The sequence below is a fragment of the Methylonatrum kenyense genome (assembly GCF_023195885.1).
Taxonomy (GTDB): domain Bacteria; phylum Pseudomonadota; class Gammaproteobacteria; order Nitrococcales; family Aquisalimonadaceae; genus Methylonatrum; species Methylonatrum kenyense.
Genome location: NZ_JALPKO010000007.1, coordinates 60,864 through 84,734 on the forward strand (window position 1 = coordinate 60,864; position 23,871 = coordinate 84,734).

Below are 23,871 nucleotides of genomic sequence, written 5' to 3' on the forward strand. Positions count from 1 at the left end.
GGACCTCACCGTCGGGGTGCGAACTTTGCCGTCATGATAGAGACGGAAACGGTCGCCGTCTCGTGACGCGGGGAATCGCCGGCCGGGTCAGGCCCCGCCAAGCCGCAGATCACGGCCGGCGGTCGCTTGCACGGTGCCCCGGGACGAGCGGCGTGGCTGCTGGGCGGATCGACGGACCAGGAAGATCACCGGCAACAGGCCGACAAGCACCAGGGTGACGGCCGGCAGGGCGGCCCGTTCCCATTCGCCCTCGCTGGTGAGTTCAAAGATGCGAACGGCCAGTGTGTCCCAGCCGAACGGGCGCATCAGCAGCGTCGCCGGCATTTCCTTCATCACGTCGACGCAGACCAGCAGTGCACCGGCAAACAGGCCCGGCCGCAGCATCGGCAGGTAGACCTCACGCAGCAAGCGACCCTGGCCAGCCCCGAGGCAGCGCGCGGCTTCGGGGATACTTGGCCGGATCTGCTCCACCGCGGCATCCACCGAACTGAAGGCAACCGCCATGAACCGGATACTGTAGGCCAGCAGCAGGGCAACCAGGCTGCCGGCCAGCCAGCCGCCACCACCGAGACCGAACAAGGAGACCATCGCATTATCCAGCCAGGTAAAGACCAGCATGACCGCCACCGCCAGCACCGAACCGGGCAGGGCGTAGCCAAGCGTGCTCGCCGCTACCGCCCGTCGCGTCAGCCAGTCCGGCTGGATGCGCTTGGCGTAGGCCAGTACCAGGGCGACGCTGACGGTGATGAAGGCGGCCATCAGGCCCAGCCCAACCGTTCGCAGCAACAGGTTCAGGTAGCGCGCATCCAGATCGCCGATGGAATGCCAGATCACCCACCAGACCAGCTGGAACAGCGGAATCAGGAAAGCGACGGCGAGCACGCCGCCGGCGAAACCGGTGGCCAGCCAGGCTCGCGTGCCCCGCAGCACGATCCGGTGGCCGCTGCCTGCGACCTGGAAAAAGCGTGCCCTGCCACGGGTGTAGCGTTCGGTAAACAATGCCACCGCCACGAACAGCAGCAGCAACGAGGCGAGTTGCGCCGCCACCTCGATGCTGAAGAAACCGTACCAGGCCTTGTAGATGGCAGTGGTGAACGTGTCATAGTTGAATACCGCGACGGCCCCGAAATCGGCGAGCGCCTCCATCAGCGCCAGCGCCGTGCCGGCGGCGATGGCCGGCCGGGCCATCGGCAGGGCGACGCGGAAGAACGCGCGCCAGGGTCCCATGCCGGCAATCCGCGCAGCTTCCATCAGGGTCGGCCCCTGTGCCATGAAGGCGGTGCGGGCCAGCATGTAGACATAGGGGTAGAGCACCAGGCCCATGACCAGGACCACGCCGCCGGGGGAACGGATCGGCGGGAACCAATCACTGCTGCCGAACCAGTCGCGCAGACTGCCCTGCACCGGCCCGGAGTAGTCGAGAATGCCGATGAAGGTGAAGGCGAGCACGTAGGCGGGCACGGCCAGCGGCAGCATCAGCGCCCAATCGAAAACCCGCCGACCCGGGAATTCGCAGACCGCCGTCAACCAGGCCAGCGACACCCCCAGCAGCAGCACCAGCGCAGCGACGCCGACGATCAGGAACACCGTGTTGCCGATCAACCGGGTCAGCACCGTCTGTGACAGGTGCTCCCAGATGGCCTGATCGGGCTGCAGCCAGGACAGCAGGGTAATCAGGATCGGCGCCAGGATGATCGCCGCGATCGCTACCGCCAGCCAGCGCCAGCCACCGGTGCCGCCACCCCGGGTGGAACCCGCAGTCGGGCTCATCCAGCGGATATCGGCCTCCGGCGTTGCCATGAACCGTTACCGGTAACCGACCCGATCCATCAGCATGACGGCATCCACCTGGCGACGACCGGCCTCGGACACGTCGATGTCATCGCCCTGGAATTCGCCCCAGCCACGCACGCGCTCGGTCCACTCGGTTTCCGGGCGTACCGGATATTCCATGTTCAGCGCGCCGAACATCTCCTGCGCCTCCTGTTCCGACAGCCACTCCAGCAATTGCAGGGCTGCCTCGGGATTCGAGGCGTGGCGGGTGATTCCGGCGCCGGAGACGTTGACGTGTACGCCCTCGGCGTCCTGATTGGGCCAGAACAGGGCCAGCGGCGTCTCGTCCCCATCGCGTTCCTGGAGACGGCCGAAATAATAGGTATTGACGATGCCGACGTCGCACTGGCCGGCAACGATGGCCTCCATCACCGCGGTGTCATTGGAGAACGGCTGGGTGGCCAGGTTATCGACCCAGCCGGAAACGATCTCCTCGGTAAGCTCCTCGCCGTGGCGGGCGATCATGGTCGCGACCAGGGACTGGTTGTAGACCTTCTTCGAGGTGCGCAGGCAGAGCCGGCCGTCCCACTGATCATCGGCCAGCGCCTCGTAGGTGGACAGGTCCTCCGGATCCACCCGCTCGGTGCTGTAGACAATGGTGCGGGCACGGACCGAGAGACCGAACCAGCGACCATCCGGATCACGCAGGTTGGCCGGCACGTTGCGCTCCAGCGTGTCCGACTCGATTGAAGCCAGCACATCCTGCTCCGCCGCCTGCCAGAGGTTGCCGGCATCGACTGTCATCAGCATGTCGGCGCGGGTGTTTGCCCCCTCGGCCCGAAGCCTTTGCAGCAACGGCCCGGCATCGTCGGTGACGTAACGAACACGCATGCCGGTTTCCTCGGTGAAGCGGTCGAACAGCGGCTTGATCAGATGCTCCTGGCGCGCCGAGTAGACGATGATCTCGTCACCCTGCCCACCCGACTGCTGGCTGGCCCAGAACGAGACACCAAGTACGGCCGCGGCGACGAGACCCACAATCAACAATACGCGCATGAGACCGGCTTCCTGACGGTGAACGGGACAATGTCAGCAATGATAATCATTCTTATTACGGCCTGCAAAAAGACTTGCGCATGACCTGAAGAAACCGTGCAGAAATCGGCCGCGACGCGACCCGGGGAGCGATTCGCTGACTAGGGAAACACTGATTTATTCCCGCGCCTGCGTTGGAGTCCGTATTTTTTCCGAGGCCAGCCGCGGCAGGTGGGCGCCCGAATGCAGGGCAAGAGCGGTGAACAGACGCTTCGCCGGGGGCAGGCGTTCGGTGGCCAGGAAACCGAGGTTGCGGGCCAGTTGCCGCACCGGATCCGAATTGCTGAATAACCAGTGAAATCCGTCCATCAGCCATTGCACCGGCAGATTGTCACTGCGGCGCCAGCGGGCATAACGCCGCAGCTGCGGATAAGCGCCGGGGTCAACGCCCTCCTGCAAGGCCTCGCCCACGACCTGGGCCAATGCCGCAGCATCCAGCAGGCCCAGGTTCACACCCTGCCCGGCCAGCGGATGGATGACGTGCGCGGCATCCCCCACCAGGGCGAATCGCGGCGCCACATAGCTGTCCGCCTGCTGCGAGCGCAGTGGGAACAGGTGCCGCGGGCCGGTCTCCCGGATCGGCCCGAGCACCGCCTCCGATGCGTCCGTCAGCGCGGCAAGGAACGCGGTATCGTCCAGGGACTGCAGGCGTTTTGCTTCCTCGTCAGGCAGCGACCAGACGATCGAGCACAAATCGTCCTGCACCGGCAACAGGGCCAGTGGTCCGCCGGGCATGAAGCGCTGCCGCGCGATCCGGCCATGCGATTTCGAAGGTCGCACGGTCGCTACCAGCCCGTGCTGGCCGTAACTCCGGCCGCTCACCCCGATGCCCATCTGTTGCCGCAATGCGGAACCGGCACCATCAGCCGCAACCAGCAGCCGCGCACGCGCCGTGCCACCGTCGCCCAGGCGCAGCCGGCAGCGGGAAGGCTCCGTCCTGGCCTCATCGATCCGGCAGTCGTACCGACAAAGAACGCTGCCACCCCAATGCGCATGCAGCCGCTGGTCCAGCATGGTCTGAAGCAGGCTGTGTTCAACCAGATAACCCAATGCCGGCTGCTCCAGGTCCGCGGCATGGAAACGCAATCGCGCACCGCCGGCATCCCAGGCATGGATGGCCTCGAACGGCCCCAGCCGCCGCTCGGCGATGGCCGGCCAGACACCGACTCGTTCCAGCATGCGACGCGATGCCGGGGTGAGTGACGAGATACGGATGTCCGGATGCTCCGGCGACCACTGCGGCGGCGGGCCGGCCTCGAACACGGCGACACGGGCGCCCTGTTCGGCCAGGGCCGCGGCCAGCATCAAGCCCACCGGCCCGGCCCCGCCGATGGCCACATCGAATGTCCTGTCAATCACGGCCATCTCCGTCCAGCGGCAAGCCTCGGCTCAGCCGCCCACCACCACCATGGCGCCCCATGCCCAGGCCCGCAAACCCCCGCCGCAACGGCGGCAAGCCGGCCAGCAACAGCAGTCCCGCATTGCGGGCCAAGCGCAGCCCCGGAAACTCGTTGGAGAAAAGACCGACCAGGCCGTGGGTGAACGCGGTGACCCGCTGCTGCACGCGATGCTGCGCACGCAGCCAGGCAGCCAGCTCGCGGGAAAGGGCCGGATCCTGACCGGCCTGTGCCGCCTCATGCAGCGCCTCTGCCAGTCCGGCGACATCACGCAGTGCAAGATTCAGCCCCTGGCCGGCAACCGGGTGCAGATTGCAAACGGCGTTTCCGACCAGCAGCAGGCGTCCATCGCGCCGCCTGCGGGCACGGCGCAGCCGCAGCGGCCAGGCACCGCGATCGTTGACCTCAAGCAGTCGGCCGAGACGATAGCCGAAAGCCTGCTGCAATTCGGCGAGGAAGGCCGCGTCGTCCAGCGGGGCCAGCGTGTCGGCCCGCGCGCTGGGCGCGGACCAGACCAGTGACAGGCGACCATCGGGCAACGGCAGCAGGGCCAGCGGACCACCTGGCGTGAAGCGCTCGAAGGCCTGCCCCTGATGCGGACGACTGGCTCGCACTGTCGCCACCAGGGCGACCTGGCAGTAATCCAGCTCTTCGGCGCCCAACCCGGCCGCCTGCCGCAACGGCGATCCGGCGCCATCGGCCGCAAGTAGCAGACGCGCCGACACGGTGCGGCGTGTCTGCTGCTCCAGCAGTTCCATGCGAATCCGGTCGCGGTCGTTTTCGGGCGCCTGTACCTGCGTCCCGGTCAATAGACTGAGCGAGCCGGGATCATCGTTGATCCGCTGCCAGAGGGCCGCTTCCAGGTCGCGGTTCATAATCACGTGCCCGAGTGCCGCCATGCCCTGTTCCTCGGCCTCCAGCCGGACCCGGCCGAAGCCGCCGCGCTCGGACACGTGGATGCTGCGGATCGGCGCCATCCGGCCGGCAAGCCGTGGCCAGACTCCGAGCGCCTCAAAGATATGGCGCGAGCCGGGCGCCAGCGCAACACTGCGGGGATCGGACTTGCCTGCCGGGCCGTGGCCGGGGTCCACCAGCAGCAGACGCAGGCCGGAATGGCGCAGTGCGCAGGCCAGGGTCAGCCCCACCAGGCCACTACCGGCAATCACGAGGTCGGCATCGGGCATCGAGGCAGTCGTCACGAGCGCATCAGTGCCTCGATGTCGTCGATCGCCTTTGGCACATCGAGACTGAGGACCTCGGGACCGTCGCGGCTGACCACCACGTCGTCCTCGATGCGCACACCGATGTTGTGCCAGCGCGGGTCGACATCCGGGATGTTGTCGGCGATGTAGAGGCCCGGCTCGACGGTCACCACCATGCCCGGCTCCAGCTCCCGCCAGTGACCGTCCACCTTGTAGTCACCGACGTCGTGTACATCGAGCCCGAGCCAGTGGCCGGTGCGATGCATGTAGAACGGGCGGTAGGCTTCCTGCTCGATCAAGCCGTCGATGTCACCGTCCAGGAGGCCCAGGTCAACCAAGCCCTGGACCAGTAGACGCACCGCCTGTTCATGCGGCTCGTTCCAGTGGTTACCGGCCCGGGTCGCGACGATTGCTGCCTGCTGCGCGGCAAGCACGATCTCGTAGACTGCGCGCTGCTCCCCGGAAAAACGTCCGTTGACCGGAAAGGTGCGCGTGATATCGGAGGCGTAGCAGTCAAGTTCGCAACCGGCATCGATCAGCAGCAGGTCGCCATCACGCAACTCGGCCCGGTTATCGATGTAATGCAGGATGCAGCCGTTGCGGCCACCGCCGACAATCGGCGGATAGGCATGCTCACCGCCATGGTCGCGGAACACGGCGTGGAATTCCGCCTCGATCTGGTATTCGAAAAGTCCCGGCCGGCAGCGCTGCATGGCCCGTCGATGCGCCTTGGCCGCCACCGCGGCCGCCTCCCGCATCTGAGCCAGTTCCGCCGCACTTTTGAACAGCCGCATTTCGTGCAGCAGGTGCTCCAGCGAGACGAACTCGTCCGGCGCCCTGACTCCCAGGCGTGAACGGGCGCGCAATTGATTGACCCAGCCGAACAGCATCTGGTCCATTTCCGGGTGCTGGCCAAGGCTACCGTACACCTTCTGCCGACCCTCCAGCATGCCCGGCAGGATGTCGTCGATATCGTCGATCGGAAAGGCATCGTCAGCGCCGAACTGATCGCAGGCACCGTCCTGTCCGGCGCGCGGCCCGTCCCAGACCTCGCGATCCGGATCGCGCTCGCGGTTGAACAGGATGTACTCGCCCTGGGCTCGCCCCGGCACCAGCACGAGCACCGCCTCGGGCTCAGCGAACCCGGTGAGGTAGAAGAAGTCACTGTCCTGCCGATAGGGGTAATGCACATCGCGGTTGCGAATCTGCTCGGGAGCAGCAGCGAGAACCGCAACCGCCTGCTCCCCCATCATCGCCATCAGTTCCTCGCGGCGACGGCGGTATTCCTCCTGGATCACAACACCTCTCCTGGCATGGGTGGACTTTTCAACTATTTCCTAGTGAATGGTTCCGTCATCCGGCAGTTGCACCGGCACTGGCCGCTGCCGACGCAGCGGCTGGAGTTGCTCATGCACCAGCAGTGCCGCGACGCGGACGAACTCCTCCAGTTCGGAGAAGGCCGCCTCGTCTTCCTCGCCACTGGCATCCGGGTCCAGCAAGGCGATTTCCGACAGGCTCTGCACCGCCTCGGCAGCCTCACCAGGCAGCTTCGCGACGCGGTCCTGCTGGTCATGACCAAGCCCGTAGAGAAAGCCCTGGCACCAGGCCGCCAGCCCTCCAGCACGTGCGGACAGCATTGTTTCTGCCGCCGGCAGCAGCAGCTGCAGACCGAGGTCGGGATCCTGCAACCCATCACGGGTCTGCTGCCAGAGCACACTGAGTTGCTCCAGACAGCGCCGCGCCGGGTCACCCTTCGGCTCGGCATCCTCGAGAACCCGCGCGATCCATTCCGCAATCTCGGTCTTCGACGACGCACTCAGCATGCCGCACAACAGCCCCTGGCTCTCGGCGGCCCCCATCTGCGCGGATACCGCGCCGAGAGCCGCTTCCAGTTCGGCATGCGTACAGGTCTGATCGACCATGGCCGTCCTCCATTTCGCCGGCAGATTTCTGAAACAAGTCTGTGATTGCCGGACAGGCTATCCTACCATTGGGTTCCGGCGGTGCCGGCGGCTTGCTGCCGGCGCCGGACCGGCGTTGGCAAACAGGGGGAGCAACGCGGCAGACCATGGATAACGCGGACGCAGGAAAGATTCGTCAGGACCTCCAGCTTCTCGAGCAGCGAGTCGACCAACTGGTTGAGCTGTGCCTTCGGCTGCGCGAGGAAAATCGCGTGTTGCGCCAGTCCCAGGAAAGCCTGAATGCGGAACGCGCCGGTCTGCTGGAGAAGAACGAGCTCGCACGATCGCGGATCGAGGCGATGATCAGCCGACTCAAAGCGATGGAGCAGCACTGATGGAACGCACGGTGGAACCGGTCAAGGTACACATTCTGGACAAGGAGTTCCTGATTGCCTGTCCGGAGGATGAAAAGAACGATTTGATGAAGTCGGCCGCCTACCTGGACCGGCGCATGCGCGAAGTACGCAAGAGCGGCAAGGTGGTCGGGGCCGACCGCATTGCGGTCATGGTGGCGTTGAATATCACCCACGAGATGCTGCAGACCACCGAGGACGGCGCGGACATCAGCCAGTTGGTACAGGACCGGATCCAGACCATGAGTCAGCGGATCGCCAGCGTCCTGCCGACCAAGGAGTAGCAATTACCCACCCATCCGCGCCACCCACCGCGGGCCGCGCCTGCAGATGGAAGCTACGGCTTGCACCGCGGCGCTGCTGGCCCCACCATGGAGCCAGGCACCCCCTGCGGCGTTCGAGATCCGGCATAGCGATTCTTGAGCCTCAACTTTTTCGCCCGGGGAGCTGCGTGCTGGACGCCGGTGTGCATGTCCGCCAGGAGCGGAAAGCCTAAGGCCCCAGTCGTCCTCCCCACCTGAACCACAGGGTTCAAGGGGCGACGCCGGGACGGCGCAGGCGGGGGGTGTCTGTCCACGACCAAACGGCCCGATTCCCATGAGCCCTGACACCGATCGCAGCGCGATACGCCGCGCCATGCGTCAGCAACGCGCACAGTTGTCGGCGGCGGCGCGCAATGCGCTCAGCGCCAAACTGTGTCACACGATTTCTCGCCTGCTGCCCTGGCAAAAGGCGCGTCGCCTGGCACTGTTTCTGCCCCACCGCGGCGAACCGGATCTGCGGCCGCTGCTGGCGGAAGGCCGACGGCAGGGCAAGCGGATCGTTGTCCCCGTGCTGAAGCCGTTCGGTGAACGCGGGCTCTGGTTTCGGGAGATCACCGCCGAAACGCGCTTGCGACCCAACCGTTTCGGCATCGGCGAACCCGGAGCGCGGGCGGCAAGGCTGAAGCCGCGGGAACTGGACCTGGTCCTTACCCCCTTGCTGGCATTCGATGGTGCCGGCAACCGGCTGGGCATGGGTGCCGGTTTTTACGACCGCAGCTTCGCCTTCCTGCAACGGCAGCAGGGCTGGCGCCGCCCGCTCCTGCTGGGCGTCGGCTTCGGCTTCCAGGAAGTCCCGCAGTTGCCAGCCCAAGCCTGGGACGTGCCACTGCACGGTGTGATCACCGAGCTGGACCTGCGCCGCTTCCGTTGAAGCCGAAGTCCGGTATTGGTTTACTGCCGGAGGCAAACGCCTGTGCGCGGCAAGGCATCAGCCTTCGCCGGCCCATTCGCGACAGGGAGGACCAACGTGCGTTACTGGCTGATGAAGTCCGAACCGGACGTGTTTGGCATCGATCACCTTGCCGAACGGCCCGGGCAAACGGAGCCGTGGGACGGTGTTCGCAACTATCAGGCGCGCAACATGATGCGTGACCAGATGCAGGTCGGTGACCAGGCGTTCTTCTACCACTCCAACACCAAACCGCCCGGCATCGTCGGCGTCGTCGAGATAAGCCGCGCCGGATATCCGGATCACACGGCCTTCGACCCGGAGGATCCGCACTACGATCCGAAAAGCCATCCGGACAATCCACGCTGGTTCATGGTGGATGTGACCCTGAAGCGACGCCTGAATCGCAAGATCACCCTGGACGAGCTGAAGGCGCGCCCCGAGCTCGCCGACATGCGGCTGGTGCAGAAAGGCAATCGACTGTCCGTCATGCCGGTCGAGGCTGACGAGTGGGAAGCGATACTGGCGCTGGAAGATGTGCCTGCTGCCGAGGCCGAACGGCGCTGAATCGTTCGCGGTAATACGGCCTGGCAAGCAGGGTTTGGCCGCTGCAGCATGGCCCGCAACATGTGTGGATATTCTGCAACACGCACTGTCGCCAACCCGAAAAAACGTCCCGCAGAGGTTTCATTTAGGTGTCAGCCTGCCCTCATCTGGTGCTGTCGCTTTTTGGCCACACCCGGGCTGGTCGCAAAACTCCTGCATACGCAATATGTTGCGTCAGATTCCTGCACTTGAGTGGGACAAAGGGATAGGGTAAGTTGCAGCCTTGATCAATTCCTGTCGGGCAGATAACAAGAACGCGCGCGGAACCGCGTCGACTCACTCGGGGGAGTGTGTATCTGCACTGCGGGCCTAACCGATTCCTGGAGGTATGGTGTGCAGGGCACGCGACTGACCGATCTTGATTTCAAACTTGATGGTCCGCGCTTCAACCGACGACACCGCCTCCGAAAAAGGCTGGCTCCCCTCCTTTACGGCATCATTCTGATCGGACTCGTGATTGGTCTGGCCAGGGCCCCGCAACCGGCGAGCCTGGTGCCCGGCGAAGCCGGGAACGAAACCGGATCGCGCGCCCTGGACGTTGCCGACAGCGATGAGCAGGCTGCCGGCGACAAACCGGAAAAACCACTGGGCGACGGACGGGCTGACAAGGCCGACCAGCAGCAGGCTGACGAAGCCGTCGCCGACAGCACCGACGAAGCGGAACAGGAATCAGCCACCGCCGCGACTCCTCGGGACTGGCAGCCAGGCGTTGTCCTCGACAGCCTTCTGCCGATGCCGCGGCTGCATGATATCGCCACCGGCGAACTGCTCGTCTTCAAGCGGATTGTCGAGCTGGCGCCGGATACCGAACCCGACTACCAGAAGGTCACCGTCCGTTCCGGTGACAGCCTCTCGGCGATTTTCAGTCGGGCCGGCATCAGCGCCCAGGAAACCCACCGGGTCACCAACGCCGATGATCGGGTCAAGGCCCTGCGGCGGATCTATCCCGGCGACGAACTGCTGTTCCACGTCGACAAGGATGGCCGTCTACAGAGTCTGCGCTACGCGATGGACAGCGTTCGCACCCTGGTCGTGGAACGGGATGCGGAAGACGGCTTCAGCACACGGATCGTCGAGGAAGTGCTCGAGACCCGCGTGGTGGAAGCCTCCGGCACCATCGACCGCTCGCTTTTCGTCTCGGCCCGGCGCGCCGGCCTGAGCCAGCGCCAGGTGATGCAGTTCATGAGCATTTTCGAGTGGCAGCTGGATTTCAATCGGGACATCCGCCAGGGCGACACCTTCTCGATCGTGTACGAGGCCGAATTCCTCGATGACGAAATGGTCAACGACGGCCGCATCCTCGCCGCAAAGCTGATTAATGGTTCCCGTCGGCACACGGCACTGCGCTTTGAGCAGGAAGACGGCACGGTCGGTTATTACGGCGCCAACGGTGAAAACCTGCGCAAGGCCTTTATCCGCCGACCAGTACAGAATGCACGCATCAGTTCCGGTTTCGATCGCAACCGGATGCACCCGGTGCTGGGCGAGCGGCGCCCGCACCTGGGTACCGATTTCGCCGCCCCCACCGGCACACCGATCATGGCCTCCGGTGCCGGCCGTGTGGTCCACGTCGGGCGCAAGGGTGGCTATGGCCATACGGTCATCATCCAGCACAACAACCGCTACCGGACCCTCTACGCCCACATGTCCCGCTATGCCGACGGCCTGAGCAATGGCAGTCGCGTGGAACAGGGTGAAGTCATCGGGTACGTTGGTCGCTCAGGCCTCGCCACCGGGCCGCACCTGCACTATGAGTTCATGGTGGAAGGCAATCATTACGATCCGATGTCGATTGACCTGCCCACCGGTGAGCCGGTGCCGGACTCGCAGATGACGGCCTTCCGCCAGCACACTGCCGGTGCCCTCGCCCAGCTTCAGGACGGTGCCGAAACCCAGCTGGCAGCGCGCGGCGAGGACTGACCTGGGCCGGAACCGGTGCCTTCGAACACGGTCTAGGTTGAGAGGGAAACCACTCCTGCCGCCGTTCGAGCGCCGTGATGCCACGCAATACCCCGCGAAGCCTTGCCGACCGGACGCCGCATCACCTGCGGCGGTCGGTTGTGTTCGGCCTGCTAGTGCTGCCTTTTCTGCTTTGCGCCTGCGCCGCGATGCCCGAGGCGCTCGATGTCGAGCTCGCCGCCGATCCGCCCAGCCTCGAGCAGGCCCGGCACCAGCCGGATGCGGTCAAGGATGCGAGCGTACGGTTCGGGGGCCAGATCGCAGCGGTCGAGAATCGCAGTGACACGACACTGATCGAGGTGGTTGGCCGGGACCTGCGCAGGGACGGTCGGCCCGTTGGCGATAGCACGAGCCGCGGCCGCTTCCTTGCCGTGTTCGAGGATTTCCTGGATCCGGCCGTCTATGAAGAAGGCCGCCAGATCACCGTGGTCGGTACGCTGGACGGCACCGAAGCACGTAAGGTCGGGGAACATGACTATCCCTATCCCCGGGTCAGGGTCCAGGGCCATCACCTCTGGCCGGAACTCCGGCCGCTACCGCCACCGTATTATTATGACCCCTGGTACTACCGGGACCCGTTCCTGCGCTCGCACTATGATCCGTTCTTCCCCAGGCACCCAAGGCACCACTGGCGATAATGGCACGACGTCGATTCACACCGCTGCTGCTGACCGCGATCTGCCTGGCGCTGCTGCTTTCCGGTTGCGCCACGGGACCCGGTTATGACCTGGCTGCGGCGCGGACCGACCTGACCGCGGAAGCGGTTGCCGCTGGGCGCGACAACTTCCGTGGCGAGCCCGTCGTCTGGGGCGGTCGCATCATCGAGACCACGCCCAAGGATGCCGGCACCGAAATCGAGTTGCTGGCCTACCCACTGGACCAGCGGCAGCTGCCGGCACACCGGCGCCAGTCCCAGGGCCGTTTCCTGGTCGAGTACGCCACGTATCTCGAACCCGGAGACTGGACAACCGGCAGGCTGGTCACGGTTCGCGGCCGACTTGCACCGAATCGCGACGGCAAGGTCGGGGATGCCGATTACACCTATCCGGTGGTGATTGCCGAGGATCTGCATCTGTGGCCGGAAGATGCCGCGCGCACTGATCGATACCGCAGCGGCCCCCGGGTCAACGTCGGCATCGGTGTCATCTATTCGCGATGACAGGCATTGTGAGGAGGGACAAGGAGCTGACGGCCTTGCGATAGCTGTCTCATTACTGCAACAAAACAAAATTATCTGTGTTTTTTTTGCAAATCGGGTATATAGTTGAGGGTAAGAAACCGTTGTGGCGTCAGCGCATTTCCGCCCTTGTGAATGGCGGAACTGTTCGGCGGGAGGCAGCGACAGGCTCGCAGGCGAAGCAAGATGGACAGAAAAACAACACAGTGCGGACTTCTGGTCGTGACTCTCGCCTGCTGCGGCGCGCTTGGTAGCGCCCAGGCGCAGCAGTACCTGACGCCCGAATTCGAATCTTTTGGCGGCGACAGCCTGTCTGAACCGCACCGCTACAGTAGCGGCTTCGACGACTTCCGCAGCGACCAGTTCCGCGATGACGACCACTGGCGAATCAGTGGCGGACTGCGCGTCAATCCGTTTGTCTCGCTGGAGCTCGGCTATCAGGATCTCGGTGCGCGCGGTGCCCGGGAACCGGGTGGCGATGACATGGCCGGCTGGAGTTTCTCAGGCCTGTTGTCGATGCCGCTCAGCAGTGGCCTGGCCCCCTACGCGCGCATCGGCCAGATGTTCTGGGACGAATCCGGCAGCAGTCCGCGCAGCGTCTCGGGTCGCCGAGACAGCCGCGAGCTGTACTACGGCATCGGCTTGCGCTTCGGCTTGGCGGAACAACTGGACATGCGCTTCGAGTACGAGCGTTACGAGCTTGACGAGAGCGAGCTCGACATCGGCACGATGAACCTGCAATTCTCGTTCTGATCGATCCACGCCATCGGCGCCCGCCGATGCGGTCTCCAACGCAGGCGTGCGAATAAACCAGTTTTTCCTTAACTCAGAAACAGCCCGTAAACCGGATTCGCGGTCTCCTCGTGATAGCGGTAATCCAGCTTGTCGAGAAACTCGAGGAATGTCCCGCGCTGGGCCGGGGGCACCTGGACGCCCACCAGCACGCGGCCATAGGCCGCGCCATGATTGCGGTAGTGAAACAGGCTGATATTGAAGCGCTTGCCCAACCGGGTCAGGAACTTGAGCAGCGCACCGGGCCGCTCCGGAAACTCGAAACGGTACAACAGTTCGTTTTCCACCATATGACCATGACCACCCACCATGTGCCGCACATGGGTCTTGGCCAGATCGTTGTTGGTCAGGTCCAGCACCGGGTAGTCCTGTTCGATCAGGCTGGCGACCAGCTTGTCCCGTTCCTCCAGGCCATCGTTCAATTGCACGCCAACGAACACATGAGCCTGGCTCGGATCGGCGAAACGGTAGTTGAACTCGGTAATGCCGCGCTGGCCAATGGCCTGACAGAACTGCCGGAAGCTGCCCGGACGCTCCGGGATCGTGACCGCCAGCACCGCCTCGCGGTGCTCGCCGACCTCCGAACGCTCGGCCACGTGCCCGAGCCGGCTGAAGTTCATGTTGGCGCCGCAATTGATGGAAACCAGGGTCTGCCCGCTGACACCCCCGCGCTCCACGTATTTCTTGATACCGGCGACGCCGAGTGCACCGGCCGGCTCGACGATGGAGCGGGTGTCGTCGAAGATGTCGCGAATACCGGCACAGATTTCATCGGTATTGACCAGCACCACCTCGTCCACATGCTGACGGCAGATGCGCCAAGGTTCCTTGCCCAGCTGGCGGACGGCGACGCCATCGGCGAACAGTCCAACCTGCTCCAGCTGGACACGCTTGTTCCGGCGCAATGACTCGTACAGGGTCGGGGCATCCTCGGGCTCGACGCCAATCACACGGATGTCCGGACGCAGGTGCTTGACGTAGGAAGCGACACCGGCCATCAGGCCACCGCCGCCAACGGCAACGAATATCGCGTCGATCGGATCCGGATGCTGCTGCAGGATCTCCATGGCGACGGTGCCCTGACCGGCAATGACGTCCGGATCGTCATACGGCGGCACCCAGCTCATGCCGCGCTCTTCCATCAACTTGGCCGCATGGGCCGCCGCCTCGTCGTAACCGTCGCCATGCAGGACGACACGGCCACCCAGACGCCGCACCGCCTGTACCTTGATCTGCGGCGTGGTCCGCGGCATCACGATCACGGCCTTGATCCCCATCTGCCGCGCCGCCAGTGCCACACCCTGGGCATGGTTGCCGGCCGAGGCGCAGATCACGCCGCGGGTCCGGGCCTCCTCGGGCAGGCTCGAAATCTTGTTGTAGGCGCCGCGCAGCTTGAACGAGAACACCGGCTGCAGGTCTTCGCGCTTGAGCAACACGCGATTATCCAGCCGCGCCGACAGATTCGGTGCCGGATCCAGCGGCGACTGGATCGCCACGTCGTAGACACGGGCCGTGAGAATGCGCTCCAGGTAGCTTCGGCTCATAGGCTCTTGTTCTTCGGACTGTGTGGGGCGCTCAGTGTAAGGAAACACCAGGCGGTACGCACGTCTGCCATCGATTGGCGCGGTTCCGAAGGAACCGTATCATTGGCCGCAGTCAATTTGAGGAGAAGCAGATGAATCAGGACGATTTGAAACGCGCTGCGGCCAGGGCCGCGCTGGACTATGTGCCGCGGGGCGAGGTGGTCGGCGTCGGCACAGGCTCCACCGTGAACTTCTTCATCGAGGAACTGGCCGCTATCCGCGACCAGATCGCAGGCGCCGTATCGAGTTCGGAGGCCTCGACCGAGAAGATGCAGGCGGCCGGCATCCGGGTCATGACGCTGACCGAATCCGGCGACCTGCCGGTTTACGTGGATGGTGCCGACGAAACCAACCGCCACCTGGAACTGATCAAGGGCGGGGGCGGCGCACTCACCCGGGAAAAGATCATCGCGGCGGCCAGCAAGACCTTCGTCTGCATGGTCGACCAGAGCAAGATGGTGGGGACACTCGGTGCATTCCCGCTGCCGGTGGAAGTCATCCCGATGGCAAGGAGCTATGTGGCGCGGCAACTGGTCAAGCTGGGCGGACGCCCGGTATTGCGCGAGGGATACACCACCGACAATGGCAATGTGATCCTCGACGTCCACGACCTGCGCATCAGCGAGCCGATGAAGCTGGAACAGCAGTTGAACAATCTGCCCGGCGTGGTCACCAACGGGCTGTTTGCCATGCGCGGCGCCGACGTGCTGCTGCTGGCCGAAGCCGACGGCGTGAAGACCCTGAAAGCCTGAACCATGCAGCGCACGCTGATCATCATTGGCCTCGCAGTACTCCTGATCGGTTTGCTGTGGCCCTGGATCTCGCGAATAGGGCTCGGTCGGCTTCCCGGCGACATCATCATTCGCCGGGAAGGCGGCACGTTCTACTTTCCGATCATGACCAGCATCCTGGTCAGCCTGGTTTTGTCGCTGCTTTTCTGGCTGTTCCGCAAATGAAAACACCGGGGTGTTTCACGCACCCCGGTGCCGATGATGCCGGTTTAGAAAGCGAACCCGCGAATAAACCAGTCTTTCCTCAGAACTGTGCCAACTGAAAGCCGATGCCGGCGGAGAAACCACCACTTCCGCCGGACTCGGTTTCCTCGAAGTAGCTGATGTCCAGCTCCACCTGGTCATCGAACAGCACGAACCGGATACCGCCATGCAACGTCGGCGCATTGTTGTCGACGCCGAAGACCTCGGCCGCAAGTTCCACCGGTCCGAACAGGGCCAGTTCGCCGCCCACGCCCCAGAACGGGCTCCAGCGACTGTCTTCCCGGCTCCAGACTACACCTGGGTTGAGGTGCACCAACAGGCGGTCGGCGACCGGCTCCAGGGTCAGCATGCCGAACACCTCGCCCTCTTCCCAATTGCGGCTGTCGCTGTCGTAGCCGGCCGCGACGAAGAGCCCTAACCCGTAGCCGTCGGTTTCCAGCTCCCGGCCGAGCGCCTTGCCCTCCAGCCGGTAGGCTTCGCGGTCGCCGCCACGTGGCATTTCGACTTCACCCAGCAGTTGCAGCGGTGCCGTGCCGCGGCAGGCCAGGTTCACGAAATTCGCATCCTCGAAATCACTGTGCCAGAGCTCCATGTCGCAGGACCGCGGATCGGCAAGATCCGCGTCCTGGACCACCCACTGGCCTGCTCCCTGGGCCGCCAGTGGCGACAAGGCCGCGGCCAGCAACATCACATAACGCAGCTTGCACATAACGAAACCCTCCCTGGTCATCCGCCGGCCGGCAGCGTCAGCACCGCCGTGGCAATGGAGAAATAGATCATGATCCCGCAGATGTCCGCGATGGAGGTGATCAGCGGCGCACTGGCCGTCGCGGGATCAAGCTTCATGCGGGTCAACAGGAACGGCAACAGCATGCCGATCATGCTGCCGACAATCACCACGCAGACCATGGCCAGCGCAACCACGATCGCGACCTCGGGGCCGCCCCGCCATAGACCAATCGTGGACACCGCCAGCCCCATGGTCAGACCCAGGGCCGTGGCAACGCCGAGCTCCTTGCCCCAGAGCCGCAACCAGTCCTTCATGCGTACATCACCCGTGGCCAGCGCACGCACCATCAGCGTCGCAGACTGGGACCCCGCGTTACCTCCGGAGTCAACAATCAACGGCAGGAAGAAAACCAGCGCGATGACCGCCTCGATGGTGTCCTCGAAATGGGCGATGGCGGCACCACCGAAAATGTTCATGAACACCAGCAGCACCAGCCAGCCGACGCGCTTGCGATACAGCAGGCTCGGGCGGGCCTCCTTCAGGCTGAGATTCAGCACACCCACCGAACCCATCTTGTGGAAGTCCTCGGTGGCCTCCTCCTCGACCACGTCAATGACGTCGTCGACCGTGACGATGCCCAGCAACACCCCGCTCTGGTCCAGCACTGGCAACACTTCCAGGTCGTAATGCTGCATCAGGCGGGCGGCTTCCTCGCGGGACTCGCTGGCGATAATGCTGACCGGGTCGTCCTGCATGATGTCGGCGATGCGCTGGGATGGCCGCCCAAGCACGAAATCACGCAGCCGGATCCGGCCCAGCAGCCGATTGCGCTGGTCCACCACGAAAACGACGTTAACGGTCTCGCCGCCCGCGCTCCGGTCACGCACGTAATCCAGCGCACGTTCGACGGTCCAGTCCTCCTTGACCGTGAGAAACCGCGGCGTCATCAGACGGCCGGCCGACCTCTCCGGATAACCCAGCAGGCGCATGGCCTCCTGCATTTCCGGTGCGGGCAGCAGCTTCAGCAAGCGTTCCGACTGCTCGGGCTCCAGTCGTTCCAGCAGCGCGGTGCGGTCATCCGGCACAAGTTCGGCGAGCAATGCCCGGGCGTCGCCCTCCGGCAACTGATCGAGCAGAGTGAACTGCATCCCCGGCGCCAGATAGGCGAACACCGGTGTCCGCCGTTCGGCCGGCACCTTGCGCAGCAGCGCGGCCATCTCTTCGGCCCCGAGGTCCTGCATCGCATCAGCGATGTCCTGGACCGCCATCTCTTCGAGCAGGCGTTCCAGGAGATCGCCGCGATCGGCGCGGAAGAGCTGCAGCAGCTCCAGAATCTGTTCGGTCTTTTCCACGATTGCGTCTCCTGTGGTTGGGGAGACGGCGACAGCGCAGGCATCGAGGGCAGCCTGGATGGACCCGGTCGCGGACATCGGCCAGGGATCAGCGTCTCCAAGCGCCCAAGTGTGGGACACGGATTAGACGCGACCATGACAGACATGGCTTCTCTGGTACCGGCGCTCAAACGCACCGGAGGGTCCTGCAGAATGGGGATTCAGGGGTGTTCAGTCACCGAATCACGGCCGACGCCGGATTCGTGACCGCGGGGGGTCTAAAGCGGGCGCCGGCGCTATTGCGCCATCCTGTTAGATCGACTACTGCTCGGTTCCAACGGATTCACCGCCTCTGGCTTGACAACGGTCGAGAGTCTACGGACGCGGACCGCGGTTGACAAGTGCCGGCACATGAACGGCAACCAGCAGCAACAGGGCGAGCCCCGCGAACAGGGGTGCCAGCGGGCGCTCGCCCGGCAGCCGTGTGGCATGTTCCGGGCCCAGCAGATCAGTCACGAGTTGCTCGTCGTCGCGCAGGCGCAGATAACTGATGTCCGGCTCGGCAGCGAGGCCGACCAGATGCTCCTCGTCCAGCCGGGATACCGCCGCCGCCCCCGAGGGCAGCGACAGGAACCCGGTGGACTGGCCACGCGGATCCAGTCGGGGCACGTTTGATGCCTCCTCCGACCCGGTACCGACCAGAATCACGGGTGCGGCCAACTCAGGCACCGAGGCTCCGGTCCAACCGCCGGCGCCGCCGAACGCCGGCGCCTCGTCGCCGTCCGAAATGAACACCAGGGTCGGCGGTGACTCCATGCGCCGTTGATGTGCCATACCGTCGACCAGTGCACGTCGCACGTTACTCTGCGGCACCCAGCCGAGGGTCCAGTCGATATCCGAGACCAGTTCAGTCAGCTCCTGCCGATGACCGCACGCCTCCACCGGGTTGAGCAACAGGCCGGTTTGCCAGCCGGAGAACAGGGCAATGCCGACCTTCGAGTCGCAGGGCACCTCCCGCAGGAAGCGCTGCAGGCTGCGACGGGTCAGCTCCAGCCGGCTGATGGGTTCACCGTTCAGCAGGTAATCCGGCACGTTCATGCTGCGCGTGACGTCGACCACGAACAGATAGTGAAAGACCTCCCGCTCGGCCGGCAGTGACGGTCGAAAAACGGCGATCACCGTCAGCGCAAGGGCACCGATCAGCAGCAGCAGACGAATGCGGCCGCGGATCATGGCATGCCCTCCGGAAACTCCTGCAACAGCTGCCAGCGGTGCGTACCACCCGCTTCCGGATCGGCAACGTCATCGACCGCCCCTTCGGTCTGGCCCGGCGTCTCCGCCCGCGGCAGCCCGAGGTAATCCAGATTGTACTTGGCCGCATAGAAATCGCTGTCGGCGCGCAGCGCGCGCATGAAGGCGATCCGGGCCTGCTGGATTACCGGCGCGACGTTGGTCCGCGGCTGGTCATACAGTTGCCGTGCGAGCTGGAAATGTGTGGTACCCAGGTTGTAGAGAACGGCTGCAAGCTGTTCATCGTCGACCTGCTGCTCCAGCAGTCGATATCCCGCGATCGCCTCGTCGATCCGCCCGGCCTCGGCAAGATGGTGGGCCTTGACCATGAGCAGCTCGGGAGCGGCATCCCAGGCGATCGCATCGGCATCCCCGGAAGCCAGGGCCCGATTGTAGCTTGTCATATCCAGCCAGAGCCGGCCGTAATGAACCGCTCCGACCGCAAGCACCAGCACCAGCACCAGCAGCGCAGCTAGTCCACGCACCGCCCGGTTTCGCTGAGTCATCGTTCCAACTCCATGCTGCGCAAGCCGACCAGGGCGAACAGCAATAGCCCGGCAGCAATGTAAAGGGGACGGTCCAGTTCGCGCCGGGGGCTTACCTGCTGCATCGGTACCGGGCCCGTCTCCAGGGCGTCCAGACCGGCCAGCACCTGATCCACGGCATCCTCCTCATTCGCCCAGACTTCTCGGGTCGGCACTTCGAGACTGCCCATCACGGTCGGGAAATGAATGCCCTCCGCCTCGCGCGTCTGCCAGCCGCTGGGCCGTCCCACCACGTCATCCGAAGGCGACGGAAAGCGCAGCCAGTGCAAGCGAACGCCGGCATCGCGACTCCACAGCCGAAGCCGTACCGCATGCTGGCCGTCAACGCCAAGTTCGCCGTCGGATACCAGCAGGATCACCCGTTCGGACGCCCCGGCGTGGCCATGAAAACTGTCCAGCGCCTGCACCAGCGGGGCCGCGACTTCGGTCAGGGTCAGACCGCGATCGGTGGCGGCATCAATGGCCGCCCGCACCGCGTCGGTGTTCCCGGTAGGCCGGATGGCTCGCAGCGGCGCTGTGGAAAAACCGATCACCCCGTAAAGGTTGTCCGGGCGACGGGACACGATCTCATGCATCATCTCCCGTGCCTTTTCGTAACGCCGGTAAGGCGACCCCTGCTCGAAGTCGTCTCCCATGCTGCGGCTGCGGTCGACGACCAGCATGACCTGCACCGCCTCGACGGTCGTCGGTTCGATCTCTTCCGGTAGATGCGGCCCGGCAAGCGCCAGGATCAGGGCAAGCATGGCCGCTGACGCCAGTCCGCGGATCAACCAGTCGGAAATACGGGATAGCGGGTCGGACGGCAGCAACGGCAGCCAGGGATAAACCAGCCGATCCTGCCCCGAGCGAAGCAACGGCAATACCGCCAGCGGCAACAGCAGCAGGGGCCACCAGGCATCCAGCGCCAGACCGCTCACTGCCGTCGCTCCAATCGGTCACACTGGCGCAGCAACTGTTCGAGCTCGTCCAGGTCGACCGACTCGACCGTCGCGCCTTCCCGATAGAAGGCGCTGGCAGAGGTCGCGAAGAACTCGCGCAAAGTCGCCTCGGCCGGCTGCAGCCAGGGCCGGCTTTGGATGAAGGCCGGCAGCCTGCGCAGCATCAGGGTTTCGCCTGCGGTCTCGTCCAGTGCCCGATGCACCCGGCGAACCGCCCGGACCGCGAGATCCTGACCATCCGTACGACGCAGCTGGCGAATGTCGTGTCGGGCCTGCGCGAAAGCGTTCCGCTGCCGCCCGTCCCGCAACAACGGCCAGCCCCAGACGAAGAAAGCAAGGCCTGCCCCACCAGCGGTGCAAAGCGCGAACCCCAGCAGCGCCGGCGCCGCGTCCCTGGGTTCCGGCGCCACGCCCGGCAACATCCGACCCTCTCCCGGCGTGCGGTCAATCGCTTCACCGATGAGGGGTGACAGGGCGAAACGCCAGCCAGGCACGGCGGTTTCCACGCGCATGCCATCGCCCGACAGCACCAGGGTGAAGCCAGGCACATCGTGCAGCTGCACATCCACCGGCGCGGCGAAAATCTGGTACTGGATTCGCAGTACCGCCTCGCGCTCGCCGTCAGTCCGCTTTGTTTCAACACGCACACGCTGCCGCTCCAGGCCGCCGGCGAAATTGCGTGCCGTCGGAATACTGCCCGGCTCCAGCGTCAGCCCATCCTCAAGCTTCAAACGCACGACGAGTTCAAAGCTGTCGCCGACGAACAGGCCGTATGGACGCGGCCCCTCGAGGATCGCGGGGACTGGCGCATCCTCCAGCTGTGCTTCCCAACCAAGTCCGATGACCTGCTGGCGCGATTCCGTCTCCGCCAGCGCGGACCCGACCACGACGAGAAGCAGGGAGATACAAGCAAGCAGCCGCATGCGCTAACGATCCGCGAAATAGGCGTTTAGACGGCTCGAATCGACCCGTCCTTCAAGGAAAAAGGGCTCCAGCCCGAAGCTCCGGAACAGGCGGAGCAGTGCTTGCCGGCGCTCTTCGGCGGCGAGTTGGAGCTTGCGCGCAAGCCCGGGACGCACCCAGATGTGCCGTTCCCGACCTGTCTCCGCGTCGCGCGCGAGCATGAAACCGAAGCGTCGGCGCGGCACCATTTCAGCCTCGTTCCAGACCACGATCGGCACGACATCATGCATCGCGGTTAGCGTGGCCAATGCCGGCTCGAGATCCCGGACCGGCAGGTGAAAATCGGAAACCAGGAAAACCATGCCCGGAGTTGCCGGCAAGGCATGGGCCAGGCCGTCGAAATCCGGCGGCGTGGCAGCCTGTGGCAGCGTCTCTCGCAAGCGCTGCAGCGTGCTCTGGACCAGAGACTCGCTGCGGGTTGCCGTGAGCGGTTCGCCCAGCACCGGCGTGGTCGCCAGACCCAGTTGATCGCCGAACCGCCAGGCGGAAAAAGCCAGGGCCTCGATAAAATCCAGGGTCAAGGCCCATTTCCTCTCCAGCCCGCGGCCACCCATTGAAGCCGACGCGTCAAGCAACACCTGCACCGGAATACGGCTGTGCTGGTTGAACACATGAACGTGCAGCTGGTTGAAGGGATCCTGCACGCTGGAACGCAACGCCAGGCGGCGGGGGTCCGGATGCTCAAGCAAAGATACGCGATCACGCAATTCATGGCCGGCACCCGCCGCCAGACCCTTGTGCGCCCCTGGCATCAGGCCTCTTGGCCGAAACCCGGGCCGGTAGTCGAACTCCCGACTTGCAGCCCGTTGCCAGCCGCTAGTCATGGTGAAGGCACCGTCTGCAGGATGGCCTCGCTCAGCTCCGGACCCAGCACATTGCGTCGCCGTTCATAGGCCGGCGTGAAGAACAGGCGGTGAGTCATCACTTCGGGAAAGATTTCACGCACGTCGTCCGGCAGGACGTAATCGCGCCCGGACAGCCAGGCAGCGACCCGGGCTGCCCGAATCAGCAGGCTGACCCCACGCGGGCTGGCGCCGGCAACCATCAGCGAATTCATATCGACGTCTGCCAGATCCACGCCGGCTGCGCCCGGATCGCGGGTCGCCTGCCACAACCGCAGGCCGTAATCCTGCAGCGTCTCGCTGACGGTCACGGCCTGCTGGATCTGCGGCGCCAGCGCAGCCAACTGATCATAGGGCAAGCGCCCGGTCGGCACTTGATCGATCAAACGGTCCACATCATGAAAGCGACTGTCGAACATCAGCGCGCGACGGTCCTCGTCGGAGTCCGGCGGCTGGATATTGATTTCCATCAGGAAACGGTCCCGGGCCGCCGACGGCAGTTCGAAAGTTTCTTCTTTCTCGACGCGGTTCCTGTCGGCAAACACCTGCAGGTGCGGGAAGCGGTGCTCTCGGTTGAACGCGGTGAGGGTCCGTTCCTCCATGACCCGCAGCATCAGCGAGTGGACCTGGGGTCGGGCCCGGTTGACCTCATTGAAGAAGAACACCGCCAGATCCTCGCCGTGCCGCAGCAGCGGACCCGGATCAACCCGGGGCTGGCCGTTTTCATCCAGATAGGTGTGATAGATCAGGTCGTGCGGCAACAGGTCAATGGTGCCTTCCAGCCGCTGGTAACCGCCACCGATGCCCTTGGACAAGGCACGCAGCAGCGTCGTCTTGCCAACCCCCACATCACCTTCGAGAAGAACATGGCCACGCGCGAAAAGCGCAACCAGCAGCAGACGGATGGCCCGCGCCTGTCCGACAACGGTATTCCGAATATCCATTTCCAACGCGAGCGCCGCTTCGCGCCAGTTATCCAGCTCCGAAAATGCTTTGTAATCCATGCAAGACTGTCCTGACAGCGATATCGATGTGCGGTACGCGCGCGTCCGCCGGAAAAACCTATTGCAACGCAGCAATTTAGCGCGCATTTTCCAGCGCCAGATGTACTTATACCATCCAACGAA

General features: G+C 64.6%; 25 protein-coding genes and 1 other RNA gene. 11 read left to right on the forward strand and 15 right to left on the reverse strand.

All coding sequences use genetic code 11. The features are described 5' to 3' along the window. Positions 1-87: 87 nt before the first annotated feature. From M0534_RS09610 to M0534_RS09635, 6 genes are all read right to left on the reverse strand, one after another. Positions 88-1,770: an ABC transporter permease gene (locus tag M0534_RS09610; protein WP_428348742.1), complete on the reverse strand. Its 1,683-nt coding sequence runs from the start codon at positions 1,768-1,770 to the stop codon at positions 88-90. Positions 1,771-1,806: 36 nt separating this feature from the next. Beyond that, entirely contained in the window at positions 1,807-2,829 is a 1,023-nt protein-coding gene (locus M0534_RS09615) for a Fe(3+) ABC transporter substrate-binding protein (RefSeq protein WP_248568211.1), read from the reverse strand. Between the two features lie 156 nt (positions 2,830-2,985). After that, positions 2,986-4,227 carry a UbiH/UbiF/VisC/COQ6 family ubiquinone biosynthesis hydroxylase gene (locus M0534_RS09620; RefSeq protein ID WP_248568212.1) on the reverse strand — a complete coding sequence of 414 codons (1,242 nt, stop codon included), beginning with the start codon at positions 4,225-4,227 and terminating at the stop codon, positions 2,986-2,988. Continuing rightward, positions 4,220-5,449 (reverse strand): FAD-dependent monooxygenase, encoded by a 1,230-nt coding sequence (locus M0534_RS09625; protein ID WP_248568213.1) that lies wholly within the window; start codon positions 5,447-5,449, stop codon positions 4,220-4,222. Before M0534_RS09625 ends, M0534_RS09620 begins: the two co-directional genes overlap by 8 nt. Positions 5,450-5,460: 11 nt before the next feature. Then, on the reverse strand, positions 5,461-6,765 hold the full coding sequence (pepP, locus tag M0534_RS09630; RefSeq protein ID WP_248568214.1) for a Xaa-Pro aminopeptidase: 1,305 nt from the start codon (positions 6,763-6,765) through the stop codon (positions 5,461-5,463). A gap of 39 nt (positions 6,766-6,804) precedes the next feature. Then, positions 6,805-7,389: a UPF0149 family protein gene (locus tag M0534_RS09635; RefSeq protein WP_248568215.1), complete on the reverse strand. Its 585-nt coding sequence runs from the start codon at positions 7,387-7,389 to the stop codon at positions 6,805-6,807. A gap of 146 nt (positions 7,390-7,535) precedes the next feature. Here M0534_RS09635 and M0534_RS09640 point away from each other — a divergent pair, with 146 nt between their 5' ends. From M0534_RS09640 to M0534_RS09680, 9 genes are all read left to right on the forward strand, one after another. Next, on the forward strand, positions 7,536-7,763 hold the full coding sequence (locus M0534_RS09640; protein WP_248568216.1) for a TIGR02449 family protein: 228 nt from the start codon (positions 7,536-7,538) through the stop codon (positions 7,761-7,763). After that, entirely contained in the window at positions 7,763-8,065 is a 303-nt protein-coding gene (locus tag M0534_RS09645) for a cell division protein ZapA (protein ID WP_248568217.1), read from the forward strand. Before M0534_RS09640 ends, M0534_RS09645 begins: the two co-directional genes overlap by 1 nt. A gap of 98 nt (positions 8,066-8,163) precedes the next feature. Beyond that, positions 8,164-8,350: non-coding RNA, 6S RNA (ssrS, locus tag M0534_RS09650), on the forward strand. Positions 8,351-8,378: 28 nt separating this feature from the next. Next, the gene (locus M0534_RS09655; RefSeq protein ID WP_248568218.1) at positions 8,379-8,975 is read left to right on the forward strand and encodes a 5-formyltetrahydrofolate cyclo-ligase; all 597 of its coding nucleotides are present in this window, start codon (positions 8,379-8,381) and stop codon (positions 8,973-8,975) included. A gap of 96 nt (positions 8,976-9,071) precedes the next feature. Next, positions 9,072-9,560: an EVE domain-containing protein gene (locus tag M0534_RS09660; RefSeq protein WP_248568219.1), complete on the forward strand. Its 489-nt coding sequence runs from the start codon at positions 9,072-9,074 to the stop codon at positions 9,558-9,560. A 372-nt stretch (positions 9,561-9,932) separates the two neighbouring features. Continuing rightward, positions 9,933-11,519 (forward strand): peptidoglycan DD-metalloendopeptidase family protein, encoded by a 1,587-nt coding sequence (locus M0534_RS09665; RefSeq protein ID WP_248568220.1) that lies wholly within the window; start codon positions 9,933-9,935, stop codon positions 11,517-11,519. 77 nt (positions 11,520-11,596) lie between these two features. Continuing rightward, a complete protein-coding gene (locus M0534_RS09670) occupies positions 11,597-12,196 on the forward strand; it encodes a Slp family lipoprotein (RefSeq protein ID WP_248568221.1) in 600 nt (199 codons plus the stop codon). Further along, entirely contained in the window at positions 12,196-12,717 is a 522-nt protein-coding gene (locus M0534_RS09675; RefSeq protein WP_248568222.1) for a Slp family lipoprotein, read from the forward strand. The genes M0534_RS09670 and M0534_RS09675 overlap by 1 nt, the downstream gene beginning before the upstream one ends. 240 nt (positions 12,718-12,957) lie before the next feature. After that, positions 12,958-13,488, forward strand: a complete 531-nt coding sequence (locus tag M0534_RS09680) for an outer membrane beta-barrel protein (RefSeq protein ID WP_248568223.1) — start codon at positions 12,958-12,960, stop codon at positions 13,486-13,488. A gap of 68 nt (positions 13,489-13,556) precedes the next feature. On the opposite strand, the gene ilvA is transcribed toward M0534_RS09680, so the two are convergent. Beyond that, on the reverse strand, positions 13,557-15,119 hold the full coding sequence (ilvA, locus tag M0534_RS09685) for a threonine ammonia-lyase, biosynthetic (protein ID WP_345894718.1): 1,563 nt from the start codon (positions 15,117-15,119) through the stop codon (positions 13,557-13,559). 83 nt (positions 15,120-15,202) lie between these two features. On the opposite strand from ilvA, the gene rpiA reads away from it, so the two are divergent. Together rpiA and M0534_RS09695 are read left to right on the forward strand one after the other, a co-directional pair. Continuing rightward, positions 15,203-15,862, forward strand: coding sequence for a ribose-5-phosphate isomerase RpiA (rpiA, locus tag M0534_RS09690; protein WP_248568225.1), 660 nt, complete (start codon positions 15,203-15,205; stop codon positions 15,860-15,862). 3 nt (positions 15,863-15,865) lie between these two features. After that, positions 15,866-16,066: a DUF2905 domain-containing protein gene (locus tag M0534_RS09695; protein WP_248568226.1), complete on the forward strand. Its 201-nt coding sequence runs from the start codon at positions 15,866-15,868 to the stop codon at positions 16,064-16,066. Positions 16,067-16,145: 79 nt separating this feature from the next. Here M0534_RS09695 and M0534_RS09700 read toward each other — a convergent pair whose 3' ends face one another. From M0534_RS09700 to M0534_RS09735, 8 genes are all read right to left on the reverse strand, one after another. After that, positions 16,146-16,814, reverse strand: coding sequence for a hypothetical protein (locus tag M0534_RS09700; RefSeq protein WP_248568227.1), 669 nt, complete (start codon positions 16,812-16,814; stop codon positions 16,146-16,148). A gap of 17 nt (positions 16,815-16,831) precedes the next feature. Beyond that, a complete protein-coding gene (gene mgtE / locus M0534_RS09705; RefSeq protein ID WP_248568228.1) occupies positions 16,832-18,187 on the reverse strand; it encodes a magnesium transporter in 1,356 nt (451 codons plus the stop codon). A 354-nt stretch (positions 18,188-18,541) separates the two neighbouring features. Then, a complete protein-coding gene (locus M0534_RS09710; protein ID WP_248568229.1) occupies positions 18,542-19,399 on the reverse strand; it encodes a vWA domain-containing protein in 858 nt (285 codons plus the stop codon). Then, entirely contained in the window at positions 19,396-19,962 is a 567-nt protein-coding gene (locus M0534_RS09715; protein WP_248568230.1) for a hypothetical protein, read from the reverse strand. Before M0534_RS09715 ends, M0534_RS09710 begins: the two co-directional genes overlap by 4 nt. Beyond that, complete coding sequence (locus M0534_RS09720) at positions 19,959-20,918, reverse strand: vWA domain-containing protein (protein ID WP_248568231.1); 960 nt, start codon at positions 20,916-20,918, stop codon at positions 19,959-19,961. The genes M0534_RS09715 and M0534_RS09720 overlap by 4 nt, the downstream gene beginning before the upstream one ends. After that, positions 20,915-21,862 carry a hypothetical protein gene (locus M0534_RS09725; protein WP_248568232.1) on the reverse strand — a complete coding sequence of 316 codons (948 nt, stop codon included), beginning with the start codon at positions 21,860-21,862 and terminating at the stop codon, positions 20,915-20,917. Before M0534_RS09725 ends, M0534_RS09720 begins: the two co-directional genes overlap by 4 nt. A gap of 3 nt (positions 21,863-21,865) precedes the next feature. Then, positions 21,866-22,726: a DUF58 domain-containing protein gene (locus M0534_RS09730; RefSeq protein ID WP_248568233.1), complete on the reverse strand. Its 861-nt coding sequence runs from the start codon at positions 22,724-22,726 to the stop codon at positions 21,866-21,868. After that, the gene (locus tag M0534_RS09735; RefSeq protein WP_248568234.1) at positions 22,723-23,748 is read right to left on the reverse strand and encodes an AAA family ATPase; all 1,026 of its coding nucleotides are present in this window, start codon (positions 23,746-23,748) and stop codon (positions 22,723-22,725) included. The genes M0534_RS09730 and M0534_RS09735 overlap by 4 nt, the downstream gene beginning before the upstream one ends. Between the last annotated feature and the right edge of the window lie 123 nt (positions 23,749-23,871).